Source organism: Thermus parvatiensis (genome assembly GCF_001535545.1).
Taxonomy (GTDB): Bacteria; Deinococcota; Deinococci; order Deinococcales; family Thermaceae; genus Thermus; species Thermus parvatiensis.
On record NZ_CP014141.1, the window covers coordinates 263,097 to 289,126 of the forward strand.

Below are 26,030 nucleotides of genomic sequence, written 5' to 3' on the forward strand. Positions count from 1 at the left end.
CCTTGCACAAGGGGGCGGCGAACGAGGGGTGCCCGTCCGCCGCCCGGCCTGGGGTCTAGCCTACGGACCCCTCCATCTCCAGCTCGATGAGCCGGTTCAGCTCCACCGCGTACTCCAGGGGCAGCTCCTTGGCGATGGGCTCAATGAAGCCGCGCACGATGAGGGCCGCGGCCTCGTCCTCCTTGAGCCCCCGGGTCTGCAGGTAGAAGATCTGCTCGTCGTTGATCTTGGAGACCGTGGCCTCGTGGCCCACGTGGGCGGTCTCCTCCTCAATCTCAATGTAGGGGTAGGTGTCGGTGCGGCTTTCCGGGTCAATGAGGAGGGCGTCGCACTCCACGTTGACCTTGCCGTGCCGGGCCCCTTCCATCACCTTCACCAGGCCGCGGTAGCTCGCCCGCCCCTCCCCCTTGGAGATGCTCTTGGAGACGATGGTCCCCGAGGTGTGGGGCGCGGCCAGGATGAGCTTGCCGCCCGTGTCCTGGTGCTGGCCCGTCTTGGCGAAGGCGATGGAGAGGATCTCGCTCCTTGCCCCCGGCTCCAGGAGGTAGCTGGAGGGGTACTTCATGGTGACCTTGGAGCCCAGGTTGCCGTCCACCCACTCGTGGTAGGCGTCCCCGTAGACCAGGGCCCGCTGGGTCACCAGGTTGTACATGTTGGTGGACCAGTTCTGGATGGTGGTGTAGCGGCTCCGCGCCCCCCGCTTGACCACGATCTCAATCACGCCCGTGTGGAGGCTTTCCGTGGAGTACATGGGGGCGGTGCACCCCTCGATGTAGTGCACCTCGGCCCCCTCGTCCACGATGATGAGGGTGCGCTCAAACTGGCCGAACTCGGGGGTGTTCACCCGGAAGTAGGCCTGCAGGGGGAGCTCCACCTTGACCCCAGGGGGCACGTAGACGAAGGAGCCCCCGGACCAGGCGGCCGAGTTCAGGGCGGCGAACTTGTTGTCCTCGGGGGGACGACCTTGGCGAAGTACTCCTTGAAGAGGTCCTCGTACTTCTTCATCCCCTCCTCAATGGCCACGAAGATGACCCCCTGGCGCTCAAGCTCCTCCCTGACCCGGTGGTAGACCATCTCCGAGTCGTACTGGGCCCCCACCCCGGCCAAGACCTTGCGCTCCGCCTCGGGGATGCCAAGCCGCTCGTAGGTCCGGCGGATCTCCTCGGGGACCTCGTCCCAGCTCTTGGCGTCCCGGACCTCGGCGGGCTTCACGTAGTAGACGAGGTCGTCCAGGTTGAGCCCGGAGAGGTCGGGGCCCCAGGTGGGCATGGGCTTCTTCTGGAAGATCTCAAAGGCCCGCAGGCGGAACTTCAGCATCCACTCGGGCTCGCCCTTGTGGTAGCTGATGGCCTCAATCACCCTGCGGGTGAGCCCCTTCTCCGCCTTGAAGACGGGCCGGATCTCGTCAATGAAGTGCCAGCGGTACTCCTCGCCAATTTGGCGGATCTCCAGCTCGCTCATGCGCCCTCCTTCACCTTCTCCTTAAGCCACTCGTACCCCTTGGCCTCGAGCTCCAGGGCGAGCTCGGGGCCGCCCGTGGCCACCACCCGGCCGTCCATCATCACGTGAACCTTGTCGGGCTGGATGTAGTTCAGGATCCGCTGGTAGTGGGTGATCACCAACGCGCCGAAGTTCGGCCCCCGCATGGCGTTCACGCCCCGGGCCACCACTTTCAGGGCATCAATGTCCAGGCCCGAGTCGGTCTCGTCCAGGACGGCGTAGGTGGGCTCGAGGACCAGAAGCTGCAGGATCTCGTTCCGCTTCTTCTCCCCGCCGGAGAAGCCCTCGTTGAGGTAACGGGAGAGGTAGCCCTCGTCCCAGTCCAGGAGCTCCAGGGCCTTCTTCACCTTGGTCCAGAACTCCGCCACCCCCACCTCCCGGCCCAGCTTGGCCTGGAGGGCGAGGCGGAGGAAGTTGGCGATGGTCACCCCGGGCACCTCCACGGGGTACTGGAAGGCGAGGAAGAGCCCCTTCCGCGCCCTTTCGTCCGGGGAGAGCTCCAGGATGTTCTCCCCGTCCAGGAGGATCTCCCCCCTCTCCACCGTGTACTCGGGGTCCCCGGCCAGGATCTTGCCCAGGGTGCTCTTCCCGGCCCCGTTGGGGCCCATGAGGGCGTGGACCTCCCCCTTGGGGACCACCAGGTTCACGCCCTTGAGGATCGTCTCCCCGTCAATGGAAGCCCAGAGGTCGCGGATCTCCAGCTGGCTCATGCTCCATCCTCCTCAGACGGGTCTTATCGCGACCCGTTCGCAACAAGCAGTATAGCCCCTGGCGCCGAGAAAGTCTAGTGATTTAGTCGGGATTGGCCAGGTGGAGGCCCAGGGCCTCGGGGGGGGCGAGGGGGGTGGGGGGCAGGCGGGCGGCGAGGCCCGGGTGGGCCCGGCCCACGGCCCTTCCCAGCTGGAGGCGGAAGGGCTTCGGGAGGGCGCTTCGCTTCGCCTCCCCGAGCTTCTGCCAGGCGGCCTCCTCCTCCCCCAGGGCGAGGAGGGCGAGGACCTCCGTGGCCTTGGCCTGGGCCTTGAGCCCGGGGTCCAAGAGGGGGGGAGGGCCACCGTCTGGGCCAGGGCCTCCCCGTAAGCCCCCTCCCTGAGGAGGGCCTCGGCGTAGCCCAGGCGGGCCTGGGCCCGGAGGTAGGGGTTGGCGAGGCCGAGGAAGGGGCGGAGCCTTTCCCGGGCCTCCTTGGGGGGGAGGAGGAGGGCGAGGAGGCTTTCCGCGTCCAGGCGCAAGGCGGTGTACCGGTCGGTGGCCTCCTCGGGGATCTTGGCGAGGAGGTCCCAGAGGAGCCGTTCGGCCTCGGGGGCCTCGAGGCCCCCGAGGAGGGGCGGGCGGTATGGGGTGCCGGTCTCCAGGAGGAGGTAGGCCGCCGCCAGGCGGAAGAGGGTGCGGAGGTGGCGGTAACGGGCCTCCTTAGGCCTCTCCCCCGTGGTGCGGAAGTAGGCCTCTGCCCGGGCGAGGAGGGCCAGGGCCTCCAGGGGACGGCCCTGGGCCGCTTGCAGGATGCCCGCCTCGCTCTCCACCCGGGCGCAGGTGAAAGGGTCCTGGGCCTCCTCCAGGGCCTTCCCTATGGCGGCCTCGGCCTCGGGGTAGAGGCCGAGGCGCCTCAGGAGGGTGGCGTACCGGGCCCGGACCCGGGCCACCTCGTCCTGGGGGGCCCCGGCCTCTTCCAGGGCCTTGAGCCCCTCCTCCATCCGGGCCCTGGCCTCCGGGCTTCCCAGGCGCATGAGGAGGTCGCCCATCTGGTAACGGGCCCGGCCCAGGAGGAGGGGGTCATGCCCCACCTGGGCGAGGGCGGTGAGGGCCTCCTCGTACCGCCCCAGGTCCTTGGCCACAAGCCCCCGCCAGAGCTGGACCCGGTCCTTGAGGAAGGGGGCCACGGAGAGCTCGGCCGCCCGCTCGGCGTAGCGGGCCGCCTTTTCGTAGTCCCCCTTCCACCGCTCCACCGCGGCCCGCACCAGAAGACCCTCCGCCCGGGCCGTTTCGTCCAGGAGGGGGAACTCCTCCTCCGGGGGCAGAAGGGCCTCCGCCTCCTTGTAGAGGCCGGCGTCGGCCTTGGCCTCGGCGGCCTTGATGCGGGCCGAGGCCCGAAGCCTTGGGTCCTCGGCCTGGGCCAAGAGGGCGAGGGCCTCCTCCACCTCGGGGTGGGCGTACTGGCCCAAGACGGCCCGGTAGCGCACCAAGGCGGCGGCCAACGCCTCCCGGTCCTCCTTAGGCCAGGACCGGGCCTCCTGCCAGAGGCCCGGCAGGAGGGCGAGGCGGGCGGGGTCCTCGGTGAGGAGGTCCAGAAGGATCCGCCGCTCCCCGGCCTTGCGGGCGTGGTAGAGGCGGCGGAAGAGGTTCTCCCGGGGGAAGAACTCCAGGGCGAGGCGGTGGAGCTCCCGCGGGGCCTCCTGGGGCAGGAGGCTTCGCAGGGAGGGGCGGACGAGCCCGTCCCCCACCCACTCCAAGAGGGCCTTCTCCGCCTGGGAGAGGCGCTCTAGGGGGCGGTTCAAGGCCCTTTCCAGGAGGGCCGCGGGGAAGGCGGGGTCCGCCTCGGGGCTGAAGGCGGCCAGGGCCTCGAGGATGGGCCTTAGGGCCGGGTCGTCCTGGAGGGGGGTCTTGGGGTCGTGCTTGGCCGCCTCCAGGAGGACGAGGCGGGAAAGCTCCCCGAAGTTCCGCCCCGCCTGGTTCACCAGGGCCTCGAGGCGCTCCGGAGGCAGGTGGGGGAGCCTTTCCCGGACGAAGCGGCGGGCCTCCTCCCGGCTCGGGGGGAGAGGGGCTGGTAGGGGAGGGTGGGGGGCGGCTCGGTGAGGGCGGCGAGGTAGGGGATTTCCAGGCTCCGCAAGAAGGGCTCAAGCCAGGCGGAGAGGCCCCGCTGCCCCCCGTCCGGCCCCCGCAAGGGGAGGCCCTCCAGGGTCCCTTGGGCCTCGGCCCGGAGGAGGAGGGGGCGGCCTGCCCGGTTCAGGGCCTGGGCTAAGGCGGCGAGGAACTCCTGCTGGAGAGCGCCTTGGAGGATGTAGGGCTGGGTGGGGGAAAGCTGGGAGAGGAGGGTTTCCGCCTCCACCCCAAGCGCCTCCGCCAGGGGGATGAGGGCCTGGGCGAGCTCCCCGCCCAGGTTGAGGACGAAGGGGGTCTTTCCGGGGAAGGCGGCGAGGGCCTGGCGCAGGGCGGAGAGGAGGACCCCCTTGCCCGTGGCCGCCCCGCCCACCACCACCACCTGGGGCCTCCGGCCCGCCTCCAGCTCCCGGAGGAAGTGGCGGAAGATGCGGCGCTTGTCCCGCCCCAGGACCTTACGGGCGCTCTTCAGGAAGAGCTCCGCCGGGGGCGGCGGGGGCTTCAGGCCCGCCTCCCGGTAGAGGTCGGCCAGGATGCGGTAAAGGCGCTCTTTTTCCTCGGGGCTTCCCAGGTCCTTGTAGAGGATGTTGCGCACCGTGCCCGCCCGCCCCCCGCGCTCGGCCATGAGGGCCTCGAGCCAGCGCAGGGAGCCCTTCCTCCCCCGGTGGTCCCGGCCTTGGAGGTGGGGGCGGAGCTCCTCCAGGTAGCGCAGCCAGGGTGTAGCGGCCTTATCCATTCCTTCTTACACTCTACCAGGCCGGTGCAAAAAAGGCCGGGCACACCCCGGCCTTTTTGCACACCGCTACCTCAGTGGACGGGCTCGTTGAACTGGGCCTCCTCCGTGGAGCCCTTGAGGGCCAGGGTGGAGGCCTGCCCCTGGGTCAGGGCCAGGACCACCTCGTCAAAGTAGCCGGCCCCCACCTCCCGCTGGTGCTTGACGGCGGTGAAGCCCTCCTTCTGTGCGGCGAACTCCTTCTGCTGGAGCTCCACGAAGGCGGGCATGCCCCGCTCCTTGTAGCCCTTGGCCAGCTCCCAGATGTGGTAGTTCAGGGCGTGCCAGCCCGCCAGGGTGATGAACTGGAACTTGTACCCCATCGCCCCGAGCTCCCGGTTGAACTTGGCGATGGTCTCGTCGTCCAGGAACTTCTTCCAGTTGAAGGAGGGGGAGAGGTTGTAGGCGAGGAGCTTGTCGGGGAACTCCTTCTTCACCGCCTCGGCGAACTTCCGGGCCTCCTCCAGGTCGGGCTTGGAGGTCTCCATCCAGATCACGTCGGCGTAGGGGGCGTAGGCCAGGGCCCGGGCGATGCCGGCCTCAATCCCGTTCTTGAAGCGGTAGAAGCCCTCGGGAGTGCGTTCGTCGGAGACGATAAAGGGCTTGTCCCGCTCGTCGATGTCGCTGGTGATGAGGGTGGCGGCCTCGGCGTCGGTGCGGGCGATGATCACCGTGGGCACGCCCATCACGTCCGCGGCGAGCCTGGCCGCCTGGAGGGTGCGGATGTGCTGGGAAGTGGGCACCAGGACCTTGCCGCCCAGGTGGCCGCACTTCTTCTCGCTGGCGAGCTGGTCCTCGTAGTGGATCCCGGCGGCCCCCGCCTCGATCATGGCTTTGGTGAGCTCAAAGACGTTGAGGGCCCCGCCGAAGCCCGCCTCGGCGTCGGCCACGATGGGCACGTACCAGTCCCGGGTCACCCGGCCTTCAATCCGCTCCACCTGGTCGGCCCGCATGAGGGCGTTGTTGATGCGCTTCACGATCTGGGGCACGGAGTTGTAGGGATAGAGGGACTGGTCGGGGTAGGTCTGCCAGGCCAGGTTGGCGTCGGCGGCCACCTGCCAGCCGGAGAGGTAGATGGCCTCCAGCCCGGCCCGCACCATCTCCACCGCCATGGCCCCGGTGTAGGCCCCGAAGGTGTGCACGTAGGGCCTTTCGTGGAGGAGCTTCCAGAGTTTCTCCGCCCCTCGCTTGGCCAGGGTGTACTCCACCATCACGCTGGGCCTTAAGCGCACCACGTCCTCGGGGCGGTAGTCCCGCCGGACGCCCTTCCACCTCGGGTTTGTCTCCCACTCCCGGCGGAGCGCCTCCGCTTCCCTTTGCATCTCGGGGGTCAGCCCTTCCATTCCTTCACCTCCCGGGACCCAGTTTCGGGGGGGAAGCGCTTCCGGTGTAGGGTGTAGCCGCCCGGGCTTGACACGGCCTTTTGGTGTGCTTCGCCCGGGTTTACACCGGATAAGCGCCCCCACCCCGGTTTGGCCCCACGGGGCGCTTAGCGGGCCTGCTGGGCGGCGATGAGGAGGGGGTCCCAGACGGGGCTAAAGGGCGGGGCGTAGGCCAGGTCCAGGGCCAAAAGGTCCTCCACGCTCCCCTCCCGGTGGAGGAGGGCGGCGAGGACGTCTATGCGCAGGGCCCCGTGCCCATAGGCCACCACCGCGCCGCCCAAAAGCCTCCCCGTCCCCTCCTCGTAGACGAGCTCCACCCAGAGGGGCCCGCTTCCCGGGTAGTAGTGGGCCCCATCCCGGCTCTGGATGAAGACCTTCTTGGCCCGGTAGCCCTCCTTGAGGGCCGTCTCCAGGGAAAGCCCGGTGGTGGCCACGGCCAGGCCGAAGGCCTTGAAGATGGCCGTGCCCACCACGCCCAGAAAGCGGGCCTCCCTGCCGGCGATGACGCTTCCCGCGGTGCGGCCGTGCTTGTTGGCCACGTCCCCCAAGGGAAGCCAGTAGGGGCGCTTGAGGACCTGGTGGAAGCTTTCCGCCACGTCCCCGGCGGCGTAGACCCCTTCCAGGTTGGTGCGCATCCTTTCGTCGGTGGCGATGGCCCCGGTGGGGCCCAAGGCCACCCCCATGGCCTGGGCGAGCTCGGTGTTGGGCCGGATCCCCGTGGCGAGGAGGACCAAGTCGGCGGGCACCACGCCTTCCGAGGTCTCCACCGCCTCCACCCGGCCCATGCCCCGGAAGGCCTCCACCTTCACCCCGGTCCAGACCTCCACCCCGTGCCGCTCCAGCTCCTTCTTGAGGAGGGCGCCCACCTCCGGGTCCCAGTGGGGGAGGGGGCGCTCCTTGGCCTCCAGGAGGGTCACCTCCAGGCCCCGCTTGCGGAAGGCCTCCGCCACCTCGAGGCCGATGTACCCCGCCCCCAGGATGGCGGCCCGCCGGGCTTGGGGGAGGGCCTTCAGGAGCCTTTCCCCGTCCTCCATGGTCCTCAGGGTGTAGACCCCTTCCTGCTCCGTGCCGGGGATGGGGGGGAGGCTGGGCCGCGCCCCCGTGGCCAGGACCAGGTGGTCAAACCGGTCCTGGAAGGTCCTTCCCTCAGCGTGGTCGTGCACCGTCAGGGTGCGGAGCTCGTAGTCCACGTCCACCACCTCGTGGCGGGTGTGGACCAGAACCCCCTGCTTCCGGAACTCCTCGGGGGTGCGGGCCACCAGCCTTTCCAGGCGGGGGATCTCCCCGGAAAGCACGTAGGGCAGGCCGCAGGCCCCGTAGGAAACCCACCCCGACTTCTCGTAGACCACCACCTCCAGCTCGGGGTTTTCCCGCTTGGCCTTGGCGGCGGCGGAGGCGCCGCCCGCCACCCCGCCCACGACCACCATCCGCTTGCCCATGGGGGGTATTCTGCCACAGAAGGGGTGGGCGGAATGTCCCAGAGGCCTTAGCCCTTGGCCTTGGGGGTTTCCTCCCGCACGAGCCGCCCACCCTTCAGGTGGAGGATGTGTCCCGCCCTTCGGGCGAGCTCCAGGTCGTGGGTGACCAGGATGAGGGTCCGCTCTTTCCCCGCCTCAAAGAGGAGGGTTGCCACCTGCTCGCGGCTTTCCGCATCCAGGTTTCCCGTGGGCTCATCGGCAAAGAGGACCGGGGGGTCCAAGGCCAAAGCCCGGGCCAGGGCCACCCGTTGCTGCTCCCCTCCCGAGAGGCGGCTGGGTAGGTGGTGGAGGCGGTGGGCGAGCCCCACCCGCTCCAGGAGGGCGAAGGCCCGCTCCTGCCTTTCCTTGCGCGGCCGCCCCACCAGGAGGAGGGGAAAGGCCACGTTCTCCCAGGCGGTGAGGGTGGGGATCAGGTTCCACTGCTGGAAGACGAAGCCCATGTATTCCAGGCGAACCCGGGCCCGCTCGTCCTCGGGGAGCTGGTGTAGGGGGAGGTTGTCCAGGTAAACCCCGCCTTCGCTGGGCAGGTCAAAGCCCGCCAGGAGGTTCAAGAGGGTGGTCTTGCCGCTTCCCGAGGGGCCCACCACCGCGGTGGCCCCTTTGGGGAAGGCGTAGGTAAAGCCTAGGAGGGCCACCACCTCCTTCTCTCCCTGGCGGTAGCGCTTGCTGAGGTGTTCGGCACGCAGCATCGGGCCTCCTTGTTGGGCTATACCCGCCCCAGGGCCTCCACCACCGGGATGCGGCTGGCGTGGTAGGCGGGCAGGAGGCCGGCCACAAGCCCCAGGAGGAGGGCCACCAGGAGAGCGAAGAGGGAGAGGCGGGGGGTCACGGCGGAGAGGGCCAGGCCCACCTGGTCCAGGGTGTAGAGGTTGATGGCAAAGGACACGGCGCCCCCCAGGGCCAGGCCCAGGGTCCCTCCCAGGAGGGCGAGGAGGAGGGCTTCCAGCACCACCAGGCGGAAGATGAACCCCCGCCTGGCCCCCAGGGCCCGCATGACCCCGAATTCCCGGGTGCGCTCGTACACGGACATCATCACCGTGTTGGCCACGAGAAGCCCGCCCACCACCAGGGCCACCAGGCTGATGCCGAAGCGCACCAGGTCGCTGATCCGCAAGGCCCGCTCCGCAAACCGCATCACGTCCCCCGTGGTCTGGGCCTTAAGGCCGGGGACGGCTTCCTCCAGGGCCCGGGCCACCGCCTCCGCTTTCTGCCCCGGGTTCAGGGCCACCAGGATGGCGCTGAAGTTCTCGGTGCCCAAGACCCGCTGCAGGGGGGCGAGGGGGACGAAGATCAGGTTGTCGGCCAGGCCCCCGCTTTCCTCCAGGATGCCCACCACCTTAAGGCTCACCTGGGGGGACAGCCTTAAGGGGCTTCCCAGGGAGAGCTGGCTCCGCTTGGCCACCTTGCCCCCCACCACCGCCCCCCCTTCGGTGGGCCTCAGGCGGCCCTCCTTGGCCTTCACCCCAGGGTAGAGGAGGTCTGGCCCTACCCCTTGGGGGAGGCCCTGGAAGAAGAAGCTCGTCGCCGGGTCAAACCCGCCCCGGGCCAGGAAGAGGGTGGGGACCAAAGCCCGCACCCCCAGGGCTTTCCCCGCTTCCTCCAGGGCCTTCAGCGTCTCGGGGGGGATCTCGGGGAGGGCGCCGAAGACGAAGCCCTCCGCCCCTTCTGGCACCACCTGGATGGCGGGGCCCACCCGGGAGAGCTCCTGGAAGAGGGCCCGCCTAAGGCCCTCCCCGAAGGAGAGGAAGAGGACCATGCTCGCCGTGGCCACCAGGACCCCGAGCAGGGTGAGGAGGCTCCGGACGGGCCGGGCCAGGAGGTTGCGGAGGACGAGGAGGAAAAGCTCCATCCCCCCGAGGCTACCCCAAGGCGGGGCCGGGGGCGTGGCCTGGCCTACAGAAGGCGTTCCACGAAGCGGGTTTCCACCTCCTCCAGGAAGGCGCTGGGGTTTACCTTCTGCCTCTCGGGATGGGCGTAATAAGCTCTCTCCGCCTCCTCAAAGTCCTCGTGGGCCACGAACCAGAGGAACTCCCGCTCGGAAAGCCAGTAGGCCCCGAGGATCCTAAAGCCCAGGGCCTGCCTCAGGGGAACGATGGTTTCCAGGAAGACCCTTTGGAAGGCCTCCTTGGCCCCCTCCTTCAGGGTGTAGCGGCGCATCTGGACCTTCATGGGGCCCATTGTAAGCGCCTATAATCAAATCCATGCGCACGGCGGAGATCCGCGAGAAGTTCCTCTCTTTCTTTGAGGGCAAGGGGCATTTGCGCCTCCCCTCCTTCAGCCTCATCCCCGAGGACGACCCCTCCCTCCTCTTCACCTCCGCGGGGATGGCCCCCCTAAAGCCTTACTTCCTGGGGGCGAAGCCCATCTTCGGGGGCAGGGAGTGGCGCAGGGTCACCACCTGCCAGGAGTGCCTGAGGGTGGGGGACATAGAGAACGTGGGCCGCACCAGCCGGCACAACACCTACTTTGAGATGCTGGGCAACTTCTCCTTCGGGGACTACTTCAAGAAGGAGGCCATCCTCTGGGCCTGGGAGTTCCTCACCGAGCACCTCAAGCTTGACCCCGGGCGCCTCTGGGTCACGGTCTTTGAGGACGACGACGAGGCCTACGAGATCTGGCGCGACCTGGTGGGGGTCCCCGAGGAAAAAATCGGCCGCTTCGGCGAAGACGAGAACTACTGGCCGGGCGGGGCCATCACCCACGGGCCGAACGGGCCTTCTGGCCCCTGCTCGGAGATCTTCTACGACCGGGGCCCGGCCTACGGCACTCCCGACGAGACCGGCCCCAACACGGGAAGCGGGGACCGGTTCGTGGAGATCTGGAACCTGGTCTTCACCCAGTACGACCGCCAGGGGCCCATCCCCGGGCCCGGGATCCTCAAGCCCCTGCCCCAGAAGAACATTGACACGGGCATGGGCCTCTACCGGGTGGCGGCCATCCTCCAGGACGTGGAGGACTTCTACCGCACGGACACTTTCTTCCCCCTCATCCAGGAAGTGGCCCGGATGAGCGGCAGGCCCTACGAGGGGAAGACGAGCGTGAGCCACCGGGTGATCGCCGACCACGTCCGGGCCGTGGTGGCGGCCCTTTCCGACGGGGCCACCTTCTCCAACACCGGCCGGGGCTACGTGATCCGCCGCCTCCTCCGCCGGGCCCTGCGCCACGGCTACCTCCTGGGGCTTTCCGACCCCTTCCTGCACAGGCTCGCCCCCCTGGTGGCCGAGCTCCTCGGGGACTTCTACCCGGAGATGCGGGAGAACCTGCCCGCGGTGGAGAAGCAGATCCGCCTCGAGGAGGAGCGCTTCCTGGAGACCCTGGAGGGGGGCCTCAAGCGCCTGGACGCCCTCCTCTCCGGCCTCAAGCCCGGGGAGGTCCTTCCCGGGAAGGAGGCCTTCAGGCTCTACGACACCTACGGCTTCCCCCTGGACCTCACCGTGGAGATCGCCGCGGAAAGGGGCTATGGCGTGGACACGGAGGGCTTTCAGAAGGCCATGGAGGAGCAGCAAAGCCGCTCCCGGGCCGCCATGGCCTTTGAGCGGGAGATCTTCAAGAAGGGCGCCCAGGTCCTGGAGGAGCTCTACGCCGAGCGGGGGGCCACGGAGTTTTTGGGGTACAACGCCCTCGAGGCCGAGGCCGAGGTCCTGGCCCTCCTGGCCGGGGACCAAAGCCTTTTGGAGGCGGGCCCCGGCACCGAGGTCCAGGTGGTCCTGGACAAGACCCCCTTCTACGCCGAGGGAGGCGGCCAGATCGGAGACTTCGGCTTCTTGGAGTGGCCAGGGGGCCGGGCCCGGGTGGAGACCACGAAGAAGACGGAGCGGGGGATCTTCCTCCATAAGGCCCGGGTGGAGGAAGGGGTGCTGAGGGTAGGGGAAAGGGTGCGGGCGGTGGTGGACCCCAAGCGGCGGGACACCGAGAGGAACCACACCGCCACCCACCTCCTGCACGCCGCCCTCAGGGCGGTCCTCGGCCCCCACGTGCGCCAGGCGGGAAGCCTGGTGGCCCCAGATAGGCTCCGCTTTGACTTCACCCACCCCGAGCCCTTGAAGCCTGAGGAGCTTGAGCGGGTGGAGCTTTTGGTGAACCGCTGGATCATGGCCGACTTCCCCGTGACCTGGCGCTACATGCCCCTGGAGGAGGCGAGGAAGGAGGGGGCCATGGCCCTCTTTGGGGAGAAGTACGGGGAGGTGGTCCGGGTGGTGCGGGTGGAGGGAAGCCCGCTTCCGGGCCTCGAGTCCAAGGAGCTTTGCGGCGGGTGCCATGTGCGCCGCACCGGGGAGATCGGGGCCTTCCTCATCCGGAGCGAGGAGGCGGTCTCCGCCGGGGTGCGCCGCATAGAGGCGGTGACGGGGGAGGAGGCCATCCGCTTCGCCCGCGGGAGCCTGAACCGCCTGAAGGCCCTCGCCGAGCGCCTCGAGGTGGGGGAGGCCGCTCTGGAGGAAAGGCTGGAGAAGCTCCTTGCCGAGCTCAAGGAGAAGGAGCGGGAGGTGGAACGCCTCAAGGCCCGCCTGGTCCAGGCGGCCTTGGGGGGCGGCGGGGGGGCTTCCCTGGAGGAGAAGGGGGGGCTCAGGTGGACGGTGGCGGAGCTTCCCGGCTTGGACGCCAAGGCCCTCCGCCAGGCGGCGGACGACCTGGTGGCCCGGGGGGCGGACGTGGCCTTGGTGCTCTCGGGGGGGCAGGCGGTGCTGAAGCTCTCCCCGAAGGCCCAGGGAATGGGCCTCGAGGCGGGGGCCCTCTTCCGGGCCCTTGCGGAAAAGGCCGGGGGCCGGGGCGGGGGCAAGGGGGCCCTGGCCCAAGGGGGCGGCCTGGACCCCAAGAAGGCCCGGGAGGCCCTCCCCGGCCTCCTCCCCTAGAATGGGGGCATGGTCCTCGGCCTCTTGGCCACGGCCCTCTCCTGGGCCCTCTTCGCCCTCACCTTCGGGCGGTTTCGGAGGAGGCCTTCCCTGCCCAACGCCCTCTACAGCCTCGGCCTCTTCTTTTTCGCCCTGGCGGTCTCCGCCGAGCTCCTCGCCCGACTCCAGGGGGGCTGGAGCCCCTTCCTCTACCGCCTCTGGTACCTCACCGGGGCGATGCACGGGGTGACCTTTTTGGGCTTAGGAAGCCTCGCCCTCCTCAAGCCCAGGGCGGCCCGGGGGCTCCTCCTCGCCCTAAGCCCCCTCTTCCTTTGGGGCCTTTACCTGGTGGCCTCCGCTCCCCTGGACTTCGCCCGCCTCCCCGAGCCCTACGCCCCCCTGGGGGCGGCCTTTCCCCCGCCTAGCCTCACCTCGCCCAGGCTCTGGACCATCCCCTTCAACCTCCTGGGCACGGCCCTCATGGCCGGGGTGGCCCTTTACACCACCCTCCTCTTCCGGCGCCAAAACCCCTTGCGGGCCCGGGGCACGGCCCTCATCCTCCTCGCTACCCTGGTCCTCGCCTCCACCAGCGCCCTAAACCGCTTCGGGGTGGCGGGCCTCGAGGAGGTGGGGCGGGCCTTGGGCGTGGGCCTCCTTTACCTGGGGGTCGCTTTTGCCGACCGGAGCGTGGCCTATGCGGGTGGGCGCGCTTGACGTGGGAGAGGCCCGGATCGGCCTCGCCGTGGGGGAGGAGGGGGTGCCCCTGGCCTCGGGCCGGGGGTACCTGGTGCGCAGGACCCTGGAGGAGGACGTGGAGGCCCTCCTGGACTTCGTGCGGCGGGAGGGTTTGGGAAAGCTCGTGGTGGGCCTCCCCTTGCGCACCGACCTCAAGGAGAGCGCCCAGGCCAAGAGGGTCCTCCCCCTGGTGGAGGCCTTGAAGGCAAGGGGGGTGGAGGTGGAGCTATGGGACGAGCGCTTCACCACCAAGCTCGCCCAGGAACGCCTCAAGCACGCTCCCAAGCGGCTTCGCCGGGACAAGGGGAAGCTGGACGAGCTCGCGGCCGTGGTGCTTCTGGAGGACTACCTTGCCCGAGGGATCTAGGAACTGGCTTCGGCGTGGGGTGGTGGCCCTTTTCCTCACCTTTCTTCTCCTTCTCCTTTACGCCCTCTGGCTTCTCGGCCCCACGGGTAAGGAAGCTGTGGTGCGCATTCCCCGGGGGGCCACGGGGGCGGAGGTGGCGAGGATTTTGGAGGAGGCGGGGCTTCTGCGCTCGGGCCACGCTTTTTCCGCCTACCTCCGCTTCTCGGGCCGGGCGAAGCGCCTCGTCCCCGGGGTCTACCGCCTGAAGGGCGAGGGGGCCTTCCGCCTGGCCCGGGCCCTCACCGGGGGCGTGAAGCCCCTAAGCGTCACCCTCACCTTCCCCGAGGGGGAGAGGGCGGTGGACTACGCCCGGAGGCTCTCCCAGGCGGGGCTTGACGGGGAGGGCTTCCTCAGGCTCGTGGAACGCCCGGGGGCCCTGAAGCCCCCCTACGTGGAGGCGCAGACCCTGGAGGGCTACCTCTTCCCCGCCACCTACACCTTTGACCTCCTCGCCACCCCCGAGGAGGTGGTGCGGGCCATGCTCCGCCGCTTTGAGGCGGAGCTCACCCCCCCGGTGCAGAGGCTTCTAGAGGAGCGGGGGCTTTCCGTCCACGCCTGGGTCACCCTGGCCTCCATCGTGGAAAAGGAGGCGGGAGGCCCCGAGGAAATGCCTTATATCGCCGGGGTCTTCCTGAACCGCCTGGAGCGGGGTATGCCCCTCCAGGCCGACCCCACCGTGGCTTACGCCCTGGGGAAAAGGCTTCCCGAGCTTTCCCGGCCCGATGGGGATTTCGCCGTGGACTCCCCCTACAACACCTACCGCTACGCTGGCCTACCCCCGGGGCCCATCGCCAACCCCGGGCAGAGGGCCCTCCTCGCCGTCCTCAATCCGGTGCGTACCGACGAAAGGGGCCGCCCCTACCTTTACTTCTTCCATGCCCAGGGAAAGCTCTTCCTCAACGTTGATTTTGCAGGCCACCTCCGGGACCTTGCCCGATACCGCTACGCCTCCCCGTCCCCGTGACGGAGGAGCCGGAGCTGGGCGTAGGCGAAGAGGAGGGTGAGGACGAGGAGGACCACGGTGATGGCCGCCGCGTACCCCAGGCGGAAGTTCTCAAACCCCGCCTCGTAGAGGTAGTAGCCGAGAACCCGCGTGGCCCCGTAGGGCCCGCCCCGGGTGAGGAGGAAGACCGCGGAGTAGGACTGCAAGGAGAGGATGGTGCCCACCACCAGGAGGAAGGCCACCGCCGGCCGCATCAGGGGGAGGACCACGTAGCGGAAGGCCTCAAAGGGCCCCGCCCCGTCCACGTAGGCGGCTTCCAGAAGGGTCTTGGGGATGGCCTTGAGCCTGGCCGAGGCCACCAGGACCCCGTAGCCCAGGTGGCGCCAGAGAGTGAAGACCACCACCATCACCAAAGCCCAAAACCCTTCCCGGTCCCAGGGAGGGATGGGGAGGAACTGGGCCAAGGCCCCGTACTCCGGGGTGAAGAGGGTGTACCAAGAAAGGGTGGCCCCGCCCAAGGTGACCAGGCCCGGCAGGAAGAGGAGGCCCTTGGCGAAGCGCTCGTAGGGGGCCCCCTCCAGGGCCACCGCCAGCCCGATGGAGAGGAGCACGAAGAGGGGGAGGGCCAGAAGCATGAACTTGAGGGTCACCCATAGGCTCCCCCAGAAGGCGGGGTCCCGCAGGAGGTCCTGGTAGTTTTTGAGGCCGATGGGCTTGGGCTCGGAAAGCCCCGACCAGTCCCAGGTGGAGAACCGGACCACCTCCAGGAAGGGGTAGAGGACGAAGAGGAGGAGGGGGAGGAGGGCCGGCAGGGAGAAGAGGAGGAGGGGAAGCTTCTTCCGCACGGGCTACCAGAGGTAGAGGAGGGAAAGGAGGAAGGGGTAGCGGTCCGAGGCGGAAACCTCGAGGGCCAGAGGCTCCAGGTAGAGCCTGAACCCCGCGCCCCAGGCCAGATGGAGGCCCGCCCCCGCCTGGTAGCCGAGGCCGAGGCCTAAGGAGAGGGCTCCGCCGGGAAGCTCCAGGCTGGCGAGGGGGCCGAGGTGGGCCCCAAAGGGGTAGCGGAGGTCCAGGCCCAGGCCCACCGAGGCGAAGAGGCCCTCCACCACGAGTCCGGGGAAGAGGTTGGCCTTGAGGAGGGCGTAGGCCTCAGGGCTCTGGGAAAGGAGGACCTGGGCGTCCAGGCCGGTGTCCAGCCCCAAGGGGCTAAAGGGCAGGAGGGCGCTTCCTTGGAGGTAAAAGCCCCTGTCCGGAGCGTAGCCCAAGCCCAGGGTGTTCTCCGGGTAGGCGGGGGCCTGGGCCAGGGCGAGGCCTAGGGCGAGGCCGAGGAGGGCGAAAAGCCGCTTCATAGCCCCTACATCCTACCAGGTAGCATGGGGGCATGGAGGTGGCCTTCTCCCTGGAGCCTGCGCCCTCCCTCGTCCCCGCGAGGGAGGCGCCCCTCCTCGTCCTCGTGGGCCTCACCGGGGTGGGGAAGAGCACCCTGGTGGAGGCCCTGGGCCTTCCCCGGCTCCCCGACCGCCGGGAGCTCGTGGACCGCTTCGTCCTCCCCCGCTACGGGGCAGAGCCTCCCATCCCCCGGGAGGAGCGCTTCCGCCTCACCCGGCGCTTCCGGGAGGAGTTCCCCGGGGGGGTGGCGGAGGTCCTCGCCCGGGGGTACGTGCCCCCGAAGCCCCTCCTCCTCTTTGACGGCCTGAGGGGGGAAGGGGAGGTGGCCTACGCCCTGGAGCACCTCCCCAGGGCCCGCTTCGTCCTCCTCCACGCCCGGGAGGCCACCCGGCTTAAGCGGCTCCTCTCCCGCCAAGATGCCTTTGACCGGGTGCGCCTCGCCCCTGAGGAGGAGGCCCGCCTTAAGGCCCTGGCCCAAGGGGTCCTCACGGAGGAGGAGCTCGCCGAGGCCCTTTCCCTTGCTCCCCTCAAGGAGGTCCTCGCCAAGCTCAAGATCGTGGCCGAGGAGAAGAAAAACTATGATCCCGAGGGGCCTTTACGCCTCCTCGAGGGCCACCCCAGGGCCTTGGTCCTGGACACGGAGGCCCTCTCTCCCGAGGAGGAGGTCCTGGCGGTGCGGCGCTTCCTCCAGGAGGGGCTTCGCTAGCGCGTAGAATGGAGGCTATGCCGACGGTACGGGACCTGCGCCTCATCCCCTTCCGCATCCCCCTGAAGGCCCCCTTGCGCTGGGGGAAGGCCTCGGAGCTTGCCGCCTTGGAGCATGCCCTTTTGGAAGTGGAGCTTTCCGACGGCTCCATAGGCCGGGCCGAGGTGGCCATCCGCCCCACCATCTACGGGGAGACCCTGGGGAGCGTGAGGGCGGGGCTTGAGTACCTGAGACCCAGGCTTTTGGGCCTCGAGGCCGACGACCAGGAGGGGATCCGGGCGGTCCTCGAGGCCTTCCCCTTTAACTTCGGCCTCAAGGGCGCCCTGGACACCGCCCTCTGGGAGGCGTGGGCGAGGAGCGAGGGGGAGGAGCTTTACCAGGTCCTCAAGCCCGCCAAGCACCGGGTGCGGGTGGCCTACATCCTGGGCCTGGGGAAAGAGGAAGAGGTTCTGGAGGACGCCCGCATGGCCTACGGGGCGGGGGTTAGGGTCTTCAAGGTGAAGGTGGGGCGGGACCTGGAGGCGGACACCCGCCGCATCCTCCGCCTGAAGGAGGCCTTCCCCGAGGCCGAGCTCTACGCCGACGCCAACGAGTCCCTTCCCCCCAAGGAGGCCGAGCGCTACCTTTGGGCCTGGAAGGAGCTTGGCCTCCGCTACGTGGAGGAGCCCTTGCCCGTGGAGGAGGTGGAGGCGAGGCGGGCCTTGAGGGAGAAGGGGATCCTCCCCCTCATCGCCGACGACGCGGCCATGACCCCGAAGGACCTCAAGCGGGAGCTTGCGCTCAACACCTTTGACGTCCTAAACCTCAAGCCCGCCCGCACGGGCGTCACCTGGACCCTGGAGATGCTCGCCCTCGCCCGGGAAAAGGGCAAAAAGGCCATGGTGGGAAGCCAGGCGCAAAGCGCCTTCGGGGCCTACCAGTCCGCCCTCCTCGCCTTCCAGCAGGGGGTGACGGAGCCTTGCGAGCTCGCCTTCCACCTCAAGGCCGAGGGCGGCTTCTTCCCCTTCCCCGCCTTCCGGGAGGGGTGGCTTTACTGGGAGGACCTGGTGGAGGGCCGCTTTGACGAGGCGGCCTTCGCCCGGTACGCCCTAAAGGAGGTTTAGGGCTTCCCGGAAGTCCCGGAAAACCCCCTTGGCTCCCGCCTGCAAAAGAGCCTCCCCCTTATGCCCCGTGAGGAGGCCGTAGGTAGGGATCCCCGCCCCCACGGCGCTCCTTACCCCGGAAGGGGAGTCCTCAAAGGCCAGGGCCTCCTCGGGGGCCACCCCAAGGCGCCTTAGGGCCAGTTGGTAGGGAAGGGGGTCGGGCTTCCCCCGGCCCACCTCCTCCGCCAGGACAAGGAGGGGCGGCCTCAGGCCCAGGGCCTCGAGGACGTGGCGGGCGTTCTCCCTGGGGGCGTTGGTCACCACGCCCCAGAGGAGCCCCTTTTCCCTGATTCGCTCCAAAAATTCCGGAAGCCCCGGGGTGGGCCTTAGCCCCTGGGCGAGTTCCCGGAAGCGGGCTTCCTTGGTCGCGATGAGCCTTTCCGCTTCCTCGCCTTCCAGGCCCAGGAGGTCCCGCACGATCTCGGGGTTGAGCCTTCCCGAGATCCTTTCCCGGTAGAAGGCGGGGTCCACCTTGAGGCCGTAGGGCGCCAGGACCTCCCGCCAGGCGAGGAGGTGCAGGGGGTCGGTGTCCGCCAGGGTGCCGTCCAGGTCAAAGAGGACCGCCTTAAGCACGGACTTAAGCACGGACCACCTCCCGCTCCGCGCCCCGGAGGAGGAGGTAGAGGGCGAGGCTTAGGGCGAAGAGCCCCAAGGGGATCCCCCGGTCGGGCAGGAGGGCGAAAAGCCCGGGGATCAAGGTGCTCCCCGCCGCCCCGGCGTACATGAGCCCGCCCAGGGCCCGGTGGCCGAAGCGGGCCTGGACCAGGGCGAAGAGGGTGGAGAAGAGGGGGCCGAGGAGGAAGCCCGCGAGGGGGAAGAGGAGGGCGGTCTGGGGGAGGAAGTTTAAGAGGAGGAGGCCCATCACCCCGAGGAGAAGCCCCCGGAGGGCCCTCAAGGGGTCCTTGGCCACTCTTCCTGCGAGGAGGAGCCTGCCCAAGGCGAGGAAGAGCCAGTAGAGGGTGAGGAGGAGACCGCCTAGGGCCGTGGCATGGCCCAGGGCCTCGAGCCAGACCCTGTTCCAGGTGGCCAACGCTCCCTCGAGGCCCGTATAGAGCCCCACGGCGAGGAGGAAGGGCCAGAGGGCCCCCGGGGCCTTCCCGGTGGCCTGGCTGCAGGCGGGGCTCCCAGGACCAGAAGCCCTGCCCCGAGGGCGATGAGCCCCACCAGGCTGAGGACCAGGGGGTAAGGGAGCTGGGTGAGGGCCAGGGGGGTGAAGACCGCCCCCAGGCCGAAGGCCACGTTTACCCGGTTTAACAGCTCCACCCGCCTTTCCGGGTAAAGCTCCCCCACCAGGCTATTCCCGTGGACGTTCATCACCCCTTCCCCCAGGCCCAAAAGGAAGGCCAAGGGCACCACCCAGGTGTAGGTGGGGGCCCAGGCCAAGCCCAGGAAGGCGAGCCCTACCAGGCCCAAGGCCAAGGGGAAAAGGGGATGGCGCCTTTCCTCTTGGCCCAAGCGCACCCCCAGGAGAAGGCCCAAAAGAAGGGCGGTGTAGAAAAAGGAGACCTCCTCCCCCACCCCGTACCGCGCCCGCCAAAGGGGCAGGGCCGCCCCCGGGAGAGCCACGATCACCCCCACCAGAAAAAGCGCCAGGAAGGAGCCAGCGAGAAAGCGCACGGACTGCATTCTCCTCATTCCTTGCTCTTTGGTCAATAATGGGAGGCATGGAGGCCCTTCTGGCCAAGGCCCTATCTGGAAAAGGCTTCTTCGCCTTCCCAGGGGTTTTGCTCGTCCGGGGGCCCGATGCCTTCTCCTTCCTCCAGGGGCAGGGCACCCGGGACCTAAGGCGGCTTCAGGGGCCTGCGGGGGCCCTTTTTCTTAACCACAAGGGGCAGATAGAGGAAGCGGCTACCTTTTTTCCCCATCCCGAGGGCTTCCTTTTGGCCCCGTGGGGGAGCCTCGAGGGGCTGGAAAGGCGCCTCCGCCGCTACATCGTCTTTGACCAGGTGGAGCTTGTGGCGCTTTCCCTCTTCCGCCTCCTCCACGCGGACGGCCGCGAGGAGGTGGGGGAGAGGGCCGAAGGGGCGCTTCCCGCCGAGCTTTACCCCCTCTACACCCTCCTCAAGGGCCTCCCCCTCCTCTCGGACATCCGGGGGGAACTCCCCCAGAGCGTGGGCCTCCTCCACCTGGTGGACTACGGCAAGGGGTGCTACGTGGGCCAGGAGATCATGGCCAGGACCGAGGGAAAGGAGGTGCCCTACCGCCTCGTGGGCCTGAGGGCCCTGGAGGGGGGCGAGGCCCCGGCGGCCCTCACCCTGGAGGGAAAGCGCGTGGGCGAGGCGAAGCGCCTTTTAGAAACCCCCTTCGGCCTCCTGGGCCTCGCCTTGGTGCGGAAGGAGGTGCCCGTGGGGGCGGAGGTGGAAGGAGGCGGGGGGCGGTACCGCGTGGAGGCCCTCCCCTTTAAGGAGGCGGTATGGAGCGGGCAGAGATCCTCGGGGTAGGCACCGAGCTCCTTTACGGGGAGACCCTGGACACCAACACGGCGGAGATCGCAAGAAGCCTCAAGCCCTACGCCCTCAAGGTGGAGAGGACCCTGAGGGTGGCGGACGAGGTGGCGCCCCTGGCCCGGGAGGTGGAGGAGGCCTTCGCCCGGGCCAGGCTTGTGGTCCTCTCCGGCGGCCTCGGCCCCACCCCGGACGACGTGACCCGGGAGGCGGTGGCCCTGGCCTTGGGGGAGCCTTTGGAGCTGGACGAGGCCGTGCTTGGGGAGATTGAGGCCTTCTTCCGCGCCCGGGGCCGGGCCATGCCCGAGGCCAACCGCAAGCAGGCCATGCGGATCCCCTCCGCCACCTGGCTCAAAAACCCCCGGGGCACCGCCCCCGGGTGGTGGGTGCGCAAAGGGGGCAAGGACCTGGTCCTCCTCCCCGGGCCCCCTCCCGAGTGGCGCCCCATGTGGCAGGAGGTCCTGCCCCGCCTGGGCCTGCCGCGAAGGCCCTACGCCGAAAGGGTCTTGAAGACCTGGGGCATCGGGGAGTCGGAGATCGTGGAGCGGCTTGGCCCCCTCTTCGTTCGGGAAGAAGAGGTGGAGGTGGGCACCTACCCCAAGCTCCACGGGGTGGAGGTGGTCGTCCGGGGCCGGGAGGACCGGGTGGCGGAGCTTGCGGAGAAGATCAAGAAGAAACTTCTCAAGGAGGTCTGGGGCGAGGGGGAGATAACCCTGGCCGAGGCGGTAAAAAGGCGTATGGAGCGGGAGGGGGCCACCCTTTCCACCATGGAAAGCCTCACCGGGGGGCTTTTGGGGGCGGAGATCACCCGCGTGCCGGGGGCGAGCCGCTTCTACTTGGGAGGCGTGGTATCCTACTCCGTAGGGGCCAAGGCCCGCTTCGGGGTGCCTCAGGACCTCCTTTCCCGGACGGTCTCCGCCGAGACCGCCCGGGCCATGGCGGAGGCGGCGCGGTCCCTCTTCGGGTCTACCTACGCCCTGGCCACCACCGGGGTTGCGGGGCCGGACCCCCTGGAGGGCGAGCCCCCGGGCACGGTCTACGTGGCCCTGGCGGGCCCCGCGGGCGCGGAGGTGCGGCGCTACCGCTTCCTGGGTGATCGTGAGACCGTGCGCCTGAGAAGCGTCTACGCGGCCTTGGCGCTCCTTGTGACATGAGGCTCTTCTACGCGGTCTTCTTACCCGAGGAGGTCCGGGCGGCCCTGGTGGAAGCCCAGACCAAGGTCCGCCCTTTTCGCGGCTGGAAGCCCGTCCCTCCCCACCAGCTCCACCTGACCCTCCTTTTTCTGGGCGAGCGGCCCGAGGAGGAGCTTCCCGACTACCTGGCCCTAGGCCACAGGCTCGCCCGCCTCGAGGCCCCCTTCCGGGCGCGGCTTCGCGGGACGGGCTACTTCCCCAACGAAGGAACCCCCCGGGTCTGGTTCGCCAAGGCGGAGGCCGAAGGCTTCCTCCGCCTCGCCGAGGGGCTTCGCGCCGGGGTGGAGGAGCTTCTGGGCGAGGAGGCGGTGAGGATCCCTGGCTGGGACAAGCCCTTCAAGCCCCACATCACCCTGGCCCGCAGGAAGGCCCCGGCGCCCCGGGTGCCCCCCGTCCTCTTCGGCCTGGAGTGGCCGGTGGAGGGCTTCGCCCTGGTGCGCTCGGAGCTTAAGCCCAAGGGGCCGGTGTACACCGTTTTGGAGAAGTTTTCCCTGAGAGGTGAGCATGGACGAAAGCAAGCGCAAGGCCCTGGAGAACGCCCTGAAGGCGATTGAGAAGGAGTTCGGCAAGGGGGCGGTGATGCGGCTGGGCGAGATGCCCAAGCAGCAGGTGGACGTGATCCCCACCGGCTCCCTCGCCCTAGACCTCGCCCTGGGGATCGGCGGCATCCCCCGGGGGCGGATCGTGGAGATCTACGGCCCCGAGTCCGGGGGCAAGACCACCCTCGCCCTCACCATCATCGCCCAGGCCCAGAGGCGGGGCGGGGTGGCCGCCTTCGTGGACGCGGAGCACGCCCTGGACCCCCTGTACGCCCAGCGCCTCGGCGTCCAGGTGGAGGACCTCCTGGTCTCCCAGCCCGACACGGGCGAGCAGGCCCTGGAGATCGTGGAGCTCCTCGCCCGCTCGGGGGCGGTGGACGTGATCGTGGTGGACTCGGTGGCCGCCTTGGTCCCCCGGGCGGAGATTGAGGGGGAGATGGGGGACCAGCACGTGGGCCTCCAGGCCCGGCTCATGAGCCAGGCCCTTCGCAAGCTCACCGCGGTGCTCGCCAAGAGCAACACCGCCGCCATCTTCATCAACCAGGTGCGGGAGAAGGTGGGGATCACGTACGGCAACCCCGAGACCACTCCCGGGGGGCGGGCCCTCAAGTTCTACTCCAGCGTGCGCCTGGACGTGCGCAAAAGCGGCCAGCCCATCAAGGTGGGGAACGAGGCCGTGGGCGTCAAGGTGCGGGTCAAGGTGGTGAAGAACAAGCTCGCCCCTCCCTTCCGCGAGGCAGAGCTGGAGATCTACTTTGGCCGGGGCCTGGACCCGGTGGCCGACCTGGTGAACGTGGCCGTGGCGGCGAACGTCATTGAGAAGGCGGGGAGCTGGTTCTCCTACGGGGAGGCCCGGCTGGGCCAGGGCAAGGAGAAGGCGGCGGAGTACCTGCGGGAGCGCCCCGAGCTTTTGGAAGAGATCCGGGCCAAGGTGTTGGAGCGGGCTGGGGAGGTGGTGCTGGCCGCCAGCGAGGAAGAGGGGGAGTAAATGAGCCTTCTGGACCTGGTGCTTTTGCTCCTGGTCCTCCTTTTGGGGGCGGCCCTCTTCCTGAGGCGCCGGGGAGAGGAGCAGGCGGGCCGGGAGGCGCGGGAGCTTTTGGAGGCGGCCAAGGAAGAGGCCAGGGAGGCCCTCGAGGCCGCCCGCAAGGAGGCCCGGGACATCCTGGAGGCCGCCCGCCAGGAGGCCAAGGCCCTACGGGAGGAGGCGGAGGCCCGGGCCAAGGCCCTCCGCCAGGAGGTGGAGGCGGAGCTTAAGCGGCGGTCCGAGGCCCAGGAGGCCGAGGCCAAAAGGCGCCTCCAGGAAGCGGAGGAACGCCTTAAGGCGGAGCGGGAAGAGCTTCACGCCGAGCGGGGGCGCCTGAGGTCCCTCCAGGAGGAGCTCAAGGAGGAGCGGGAGCGCCTCAAGGCTGAGCGGGAGGAGCTCCGCCGGGAAGGGGAGCGGCTCGCCAAGCGGGCCGAAGCCCTGGACGCCAGGGCGGCGCGGCTCGAGGAGGCGGAGGCGGAGCTTGTCCGCAAGGAGGAGGCGCTCAAGGCGGAGGCCAGGGCCCTGGAGGAGCGGCTTAAGGAGGTGGAGCGGAAACTTTACGAGGTGGCGGGCCTCACCCCTGAGGAGGCCCGCAGGCTCATCCTGGAGCGCCTGGACCAGGAGCTGGAGGAGGAGAAGGCCCAAAAGGTGCGGGCCGCCCTGGAAAAGGCGCGCCTCGAGGCCAAGCGGGAGGCGCAGAAGATCCTGGCCCAGGCCATGCAGCGCCAGGCCTCGGAAACCGCAGCCCAGCTCGCCGTCACCGTGGTCCCTATCCCCTCCGACGCCATGAAGGGCCGGATCATCGGCCGGGAAGGGCGGAACATCCGCGCCTTTGAGGCCCTGACGGGGGTGGACCTCATCATTGACGACACCCCGGACGCCGTCCTCCTCTCCTCCTTCAACCCCGTGCGCCGGGAGATCGCCCGCATGGCCTTGGAGGAGCTTTTGAAGGACGGGCGGATCCACCCAAGCCGCATTGAGGAGGTGGTGGAGAAGGCCAAGCAGGAGATGAAGACCTTCATCTACGAGCGGGGGGAGGAGGCGGCTTTGGAGGCCGGGGTGGTGGGGCTTAAGCCCGGCCTCATCCAGCTTCTGGGGCGGCTCCACTTCCGCTCCAGCTACGGCCAGAACGTCCTCAAGCACTCGGTCCAGGTGGCCCACCTCGCCGGGATCATGGCGGCGGAGCTCGGCCTGGACGCCGCCCTCGCCCGGCGGGCCGGGCTCCTTCACGACATCGGCAAGAGCGTGGACCGGGAGGTGGAGGGAAGCCACGTGGAGATCGGCATCGCCCTGGCGCGGCGCTTCGGGGAGCCCAAGGAGGTGGTGGACGCCATCGCCCACCACCACGACCCCGACAACGCCGAAACCCTCTACGCCGTTTTGGTGGCCGCGGCCGACGCCCTCTCGGCGGCGCGGCCCGGGGCGAGGCGGGAGAGCCTCGAGGAGTACCTCCAGCGCCTGGAGGCCCTGGAGCGCATCGCCCTCTCCTTCCCCGGGGTGGAGACGGCCTTCGCCGTGCAGGCGGGCCGGGAGGTGCGGGTCATCGTCAAGCCGGAGAAGATCAGCGATGCCAAGGCCACCCTCCTGGCCCGGGAGATCGCGGGCCGCATTGAGAAGGAGATGAACTACCCGGGCCAGGTCCAGGTGACCGTGGTGCGGGAGACCCGGGCGGTGGAGTACGCTAGGTGAAGTGAGGCGCTATGCTTAAAGGCGAAGACATCGGCATTGACCTGGGGACGGCCAGCGTCCTCATCTACGTGCGGGGGAAGGGGATCGTCCTTAAGGAGCCCTCCGTCATCGCCGTGGTCCAGGGGAAACGGGAGGTGAAGGCCGTGGGGGCGGAGGCCTACCGGATGCTTGGGCGCACCCCCGGGAACATCGTGGCCGTGCGCCCCCTCAAGGACGGGGTCATCGCCGACTACGCCCTCACGGAGAAGATGCTCCTCCTCTTCCTGCAGAAGGTCCTCTCCCCCATGAGCCGCCTCTTCAAGGGGCGGGTGCGGATCATGGTGGGGGTTCCCTCCGGGGTGACGGACGTGGAGCGGCGGGCCGTGGTCCAGGCCGTCTCCACCCTGGCCCACAAGGTCTACCTCATTGAGGAACCCTTGGCGGCCGCCATCGGGGCGGGGATCAACGTGGCCGAGCCCACGGGGAGCATGGTGGTGGACATCGGGGGCGGCTCCACGGACATCGCCGTCATCTCCTTGGGCGGGATCGTGCGCTCGGAGAGTCTCCGCATCGCCGGGAACGAGATGGACCAGGCCATCATCCTCCACATCCGCCAGAAGTACAACCTCCTCATCGGGGAGCGCACCGCCGAGGAGCTCAAGATCCGGCTGGGCCGGGCCAAGCTCCTCCCCGGGGAGGAGAAGGAGGTGGCCGAGGTCCGGGGCCGGGACCTCCTCACCGGCCTTCCCCGCACCGCCGAGATCCCCGCCGAGGACATCGTGGAGGCCCTCCAGGAGCCCTTGAGCAAGATCTTCCAGGGGGTGAGGAACGTCCTGGAGAGCACTCCCCCGGAGCTCGCCTCGGACATCTACGAGCGGGGCATCCTCCTCACCGGGGGCGGGGCCCTCCTTAGGAACCTGGACGTGGCCCTGCAGGAGGCCACCGGCGTCCCCGTGGTGGTGGCGGAGAACCCCATTGAGGCCGTGGCCCTGGGCACCGGGAAGGCCCTGGAGATGCTCCACGTCCTCGAGGACACCATCCTCTCCTCCGACGACGTCCTGAGGAGGTGAGG

21 protein-coding genes and 3 pseudogenes are annotated in these 26,030 nt (G+C 69.3%); 12 read left to right on the forward strand and 12 right to left on the reverse strand.

The genetic code is table 11. The features are described 5' to 3' along the window. Positions 1–55 precede the first annotated feature (55 nt). The 8 genes and pseudogenes from sufB to AV541_RS01555 form a co-directional block, all read right to left on the reverse strand. Positions 56–1,461: pseudogene (gene sufB / locus AV541_RS01520) on the reverse strand (Fe-S cluster assembly protein SufB). Next, a complete protein-coding gene (gene sufC / locus AV541_RS01525) occupies positions 1,458–2,210 on the reverse strand; it encodes a Fe-S cluster assembly ATPase SufC (RefSeq protein WP_060384084.1) in 753 nt (250 codons plus the stop codon). Before sufC ends, sufB begins: the two are co-directional and overlap by 4 nt. Positions 2,211–2,292: 82 nt before the next feature. Beyond that, positions 2,293–5,047 (reverse strand): annotated as a pseudogene (locus AV541_RS12965) (hypothetical protein). Positions 5,048–5,118: 71 nt separating this feature from the next. After that, complete coding sequence (aceA, locus tag AV541_RS01535; RefSeq protein ID WP_060384085.1) at positions 5,119–6,426, reverse strand: isocitrate lyase; 1,308 nt, start codon at positions 6,424–6,426, stop codon at positions 5,119–5,121. Between the two features lie 146 nt (positions 6,427–6,572). After that, on the reverse strand, positions 6,573–7,904 hold the full coding sequence (locus tag AV541_RS01540) for an FAD-dependent oxidoreductase (protein ID WP_060384086.1): 1,332 nt from the start codon (positions 7,902–7,904) through the stop codon (positions 6,573–6,575). A 47-nt stretch (positions 7,905–7,951) separates the two neighbouring features. Beyond that, entirely contained in the window at positions 7,952–8,632 is a 681-nt protein-coding gene (locus tag AV541_RS01545; protein ID WP_008633781.1) for an ABC transporter ATP-binding protein, read from the reverse strand. A gap of 17 nt (positions 8,633–8,649) precedes the next feature. Then, complete coding sequence (locus AV541_RS01550) at positions 8,650–9,792, reverse strand: ABC transporter permease (RefSeq protein WP_008633780.1); 1,143 nt, start codon at positions 9,790–9,792, stop codon at positions 8,650–8,652. A gap of 44 nt (positions 9,793–9,836) precedes the next feature. Further along, positions 9,837–10,121: an NIPSNAP family protein gene (locus AV541_RS01555; RefSeq protein ID WP_008633778.1), complete on the reverse strand. Its 285-nt coding sequence runs from the start codon at positions 10,119–10,121 to the stop codon at positions 9,837–9,839. Between the two features lie 23 nt (positions 10,122–10,144). On the opposite strand from AV541_RS01555, the gene alaS reads away from it, so the two are divergent. Genes alaS through mltG form a run of 4 tightly spaced genes read left to right on the forward strand, consistent with a single transcriptional unit; the run spans position 10,145 to position 14,877 of the window. Beyond that, positions 10,145–12,793: an alanine--tRNA ligase gene (gene alaS, locus AV541_RS01560; RefSeq protein ID WP_060384087.1), complete on the forward strand. Its 2,649-nt coding sequence runs from the start codon at positions 10,145–10,147 to the stop codon at positions 12,791–12,793. Positions 12,794–12,802: 9 nt separating this feature from the next. Then, entirely contained in the window at positions 12,803–13,486 is a 684-nt protein-coding gene (locus AV541_RS01565) for a hypothetical protein (protein ID WP_060384088.1), read from the forward strand. Then, on the forward strand, positions 13,467–13,874 hold the full coding sequence (ruvX, locus tag AV541_RS01570; protein ID WP_060384089.1) for a Holliday junction resolvase RuvX: 408 nt from the start codon (positions 13,467–13,469) through the stop codon (positions 13,872–13,874). The genes AV541_RS01565 and ruvX overlap by 20 nt, the downstream gene beginning before the upstream one ends. After that, entirely contained in the window at positions 13,858–14,877 is a 1,020-nt protein-coding gene (mltG, locus tag AV541_RS01575; RefSeq protein WP_060384090.1) for an endolytic transglycosylase MltG, read from the forward strand. Before ruvX ends, mltG begins: the two co-directional genes overlap by 17 nt. Here the strand turns inward: mltG and AV541_RS01580 are convergent. Continuing rightward, positions 14,856–15,701, reverse strand: a complete 846-nt coding sequence (locus AV541_RS01580; protein ID WP_060384091.1) for a carbohydrate ABC transporter permease — start codon at positions 15,699–15,701, stop codon at positions 14,856–14,858. The genes mltG and AV541_RS01580 overlap by 22 nt on opposite strands. A gap of 3 nt (positions 15,702–15,704) precedes the next feature. Then, positions 15,705–16,202 carry a hypothetical protein gene (locus AV541_RS01585; protein ID WP_008633771.1) on the reverse strand — a complete coding sequence of 166 codons (498 nt, stop codon included), beginning with the start codon at positions 16,200–16,202 and terminating at the stop codon, positions 15,705–15,707. Between the two features lie 32 nt (positions 16,203–16,234). Here AV541_RS01585 and AV541_RS01590 point away from each other — a divergent pair, with 32 nt between their 5' ends. Both AV541_RS01590 and AV541_RS01595 read left to right on the forward strand, forming a co-directional pair. Beyond that, on the forward strand, positions 16,235–16,948 hold the full coding sequence (locus AV541_RS01590; protein ID WP_060384092.1) for a DEAD/DEAH box helicase family protein: 714 nt from the start codon (positions 16,235–16,237) through the stop codon (positions 16,946–16,948). A 17-nt stretch (positions 16,949–16,965) separates the two neighbouring features. After that, positions 16,966–18,051 carry an enolase C-terminal domain-like protein gene (locus tag AV541_RS01595; RefSeq protein WP_060384093.1) on the forward strand — a complete coding sequence of 362 codons (1,086 nt, stop codon included), beginning with the start codon at positions 16,966–16,968 and terminating at the stop codon, positions 18,049–18,051. Here AV541_RS01595 and AV541_RS01600 read toward each other — a convergent pair. Beyond that, on the reverse strand, positions 18,037–18,663 hold the full coding sequence (locus tag AV541_RS01600) for an HAD family hydrolase (protein ID WP_038035631.1): 627 nt from the start codon (positions 18,661–18,663) through the stop codon (positions 18,037–18,039). The two genes, AV541_RS01595 and AV541_RS01600, sit on opposite strands and share 15 nt — an antisense overlap. Before the next feature lie 4 nt (positions 18,664–18,667). Beyond that, positions 18,668–19,716: pseudogene (locus tag AV541_RS13460) on the reverse strand (MFS transporter). A gap of 38 nt (positions 19,717–19,754) precedes the next feature. Here AV541_RS13460 and AV541_RS01610 point away from each other — a divergent pair. From AV541_RS01610 to mreB, 6 genes are read left to right on the forward strand one after another with little or no spacing between them, the layout of a single operon-like run. Beyond that, the gene (locus AV541_RS01610; protein WP_060384094.1) at positions 19,755–20,531 is read left to right on the forward strand and encodes a YgfZ family protein; all 777 of its coding nucleotides are present in this window, start codon (positions 19,755–19,757) and stop codon (positions 20,529–20,531) included. After that, entirely contained in the window at positions 20,504–21,688 is a 1,185-nt protein-coding gene (locus AV541_RS01615; protein WP_060384095.1) for a CinA family nicotinamide mononucleotide deamidase-related protein, read from the forward strand. The genes AV541_RS01610 and AV541_RS01615 overlap by 28 nt, the downstream gene beginning before the upstream one ends. Further along, positions 21,685–22,281, forward strand: coding sequence for an RNA 2',3'-cyclic phosphodiesterase (gene thpR / locus AV541_RS01620; RefSeq protein WP_008633763.1), 597 nt, complete (start codon positions 21,685–21,687; stop codon positions 22,279–22,281). Before AV541_RS01615 ends, thpR begins: the two co-directional genes overlap by 4 nt. Continuing rightward, positions 22,232–23,254 (forward strand): recombinase RecA, encoded by a 1,023-nt coding sequence (gene recA, locus AV541_RS01625; RefSeq protein WP_008633762.1) that lies wholly within the window; start codon positions 22,232–22,234, stop codon positions 23,252–23,254. Before thpR ends, recA begins: the two co-directional genes overlap by 50 nt. Further along, positions 23,255–24,979, forward strand: coding sequence for a ribonuclease Y (gene rny, locus AV541_RS01630; RefSeq protein ID WP_060384096.1), 1,725 nt, complete (start codon positions 23,255–23,257; stop codon positions 24,977–24,979). Positions 24,980–24,990: 11 nt separating this feature from the next. Next, positions 24,991–26,028 (forward strand): rod shape-determining protein, encoded by a 1,038-nt coding sequence (gene mreB, locus AV541_RS01635; RefSeq protein WP_011173840.1) that lies wholly within the window; start codon positions 24,991–24,993, stop codon positions 26,026–26,028. The last annotated feature ends 2 nt before the right edge of the window (positions 26,029–26,030 follow it).

Bases quoted from the DNA above. Each gene is read 5' to 3' on its own strand.
- sufC (WP_060384084.1), bottom strand. From the start codon at position 2,210: ATGAGCCAGCTGGAGATCCGCGACCTCTGGGCTTCCATTGACGGGGAG.
- aceA (WP_060384085.1), bottom strand. From the start codon at position 6,426: ATGGAAGGGCTGACCCCCGAGATGCAAAGGGAAGCGGAGGCGCTCCGC.
- AV541_RS01540 (WP_060384086.1), bottom strand. From the start codon at position 7,904: ATGGGCAAGCGGATGGTGGTCGTGGGCGGGGTGGCGGGCGGCGCCTCC.
- AV541_RS01545 (WP_008633781.1), bottom strand. From the start codon at position 8,632: ATGCTGCGTGCCGAACACCTCAGCAAGCGCTACCGCCAGGGAGAGAAG.
- AV541_RS01550 (WP_008633780.1), bottom strand. From the start codon at position 9,792: ATGGAGCTTTTCCTCCTCGTCCTCCGCAACCTCCTGGCCCGGCCCGTC.
- AV541_RS01555 (WP_008633778.1), bottom strand. From the start codon at position 10,121: ATGGGCCCCATGAAGGTCCAGATGCGCCGCTACACCCTGAAGGAGGGG.
- alaS (WP_060384087.1), top strand. From the start codon at position 10,145: ATGCGCACGGCGGAGATCCGCGAGAAGTTCCTCTCTTTCTTTGAGGGC.
- AV541_RS01565 (WP_060384088.1), top strand. From the start codon at position 12,803: ATGGTCCTCGGCCTCTTGGCCACGGCCCTCTCCTGGGCCCTCTTCGCC.
- ruvX (WP_060384089.1), top strand. From the start codon at position 13,467: ATGCGGGTGGGCGCGCTTGACGTGGGAGAGGCCCGGATCGGCCTCGCC.
- AV541_RS01585 (WP_008633771.1), bottom strand. From the start codon at position 16,202: ATGAAGCGGCTTTTCGCCCTCCTCGGCCTCGCCCTAGGCCTCGCCCTG.
- AV541_RS01590 (WP_060384092.1), top strand. From the start codon at position 16,235: ATGGAGGTGGCCTTCTCCCTGGAGCCTGCGCCCTCCCTCGTCCCCGCG.
- AV541_RS01595 (WP_060384093.1), top strand. From the start codon at position 16,966: ATGCCGACGGTACGGGACCTGCGCCTCATCCCCTTCCGCATCCCCCTG.
- AV541_RS01610 (WP_060384094.1), top strand. From the start codon at position 19,755: ATGGAGGCCCTTCTGGCCAAGGCCCTATCTGGAAAAGGCTTCTTCGCC.
- AV541_RS01615 (WP_060384095.1), top strand. From the start codon at position 20,504: ATGGAGCGGGCAGAGATCCTCGGGGTAGGCACCGAGCTCCTTTACGGG.
- thpR (WP_008633763.1), top strand. From the start codon at position 21,685: ATGAGGCTCTTCTACGCGGTCTTCTTACCCGAGGAGGTCCGGGCGGCC.
- recA (WP_008633762.1), top strand. From the start codon at position 22,232: ATGGACGAAAGCAAGCGCAAGGCCCTGGAGAACGCCCTGAAGGCGATT.
- rny (WP_060384096.1), top strand. From the start codon at position 23,255: ATGAGCCTTCTGGACCTGGTGCTTTTGCTCCTGGTCCTCCTTTTGGGG.
- mreB (WP_011173840.1), top strand. From the start codon at position 24,991: ATGCTTAAAGGCGAAGACATCGGCATTGACCTGGGGACGGCCAGCGTC.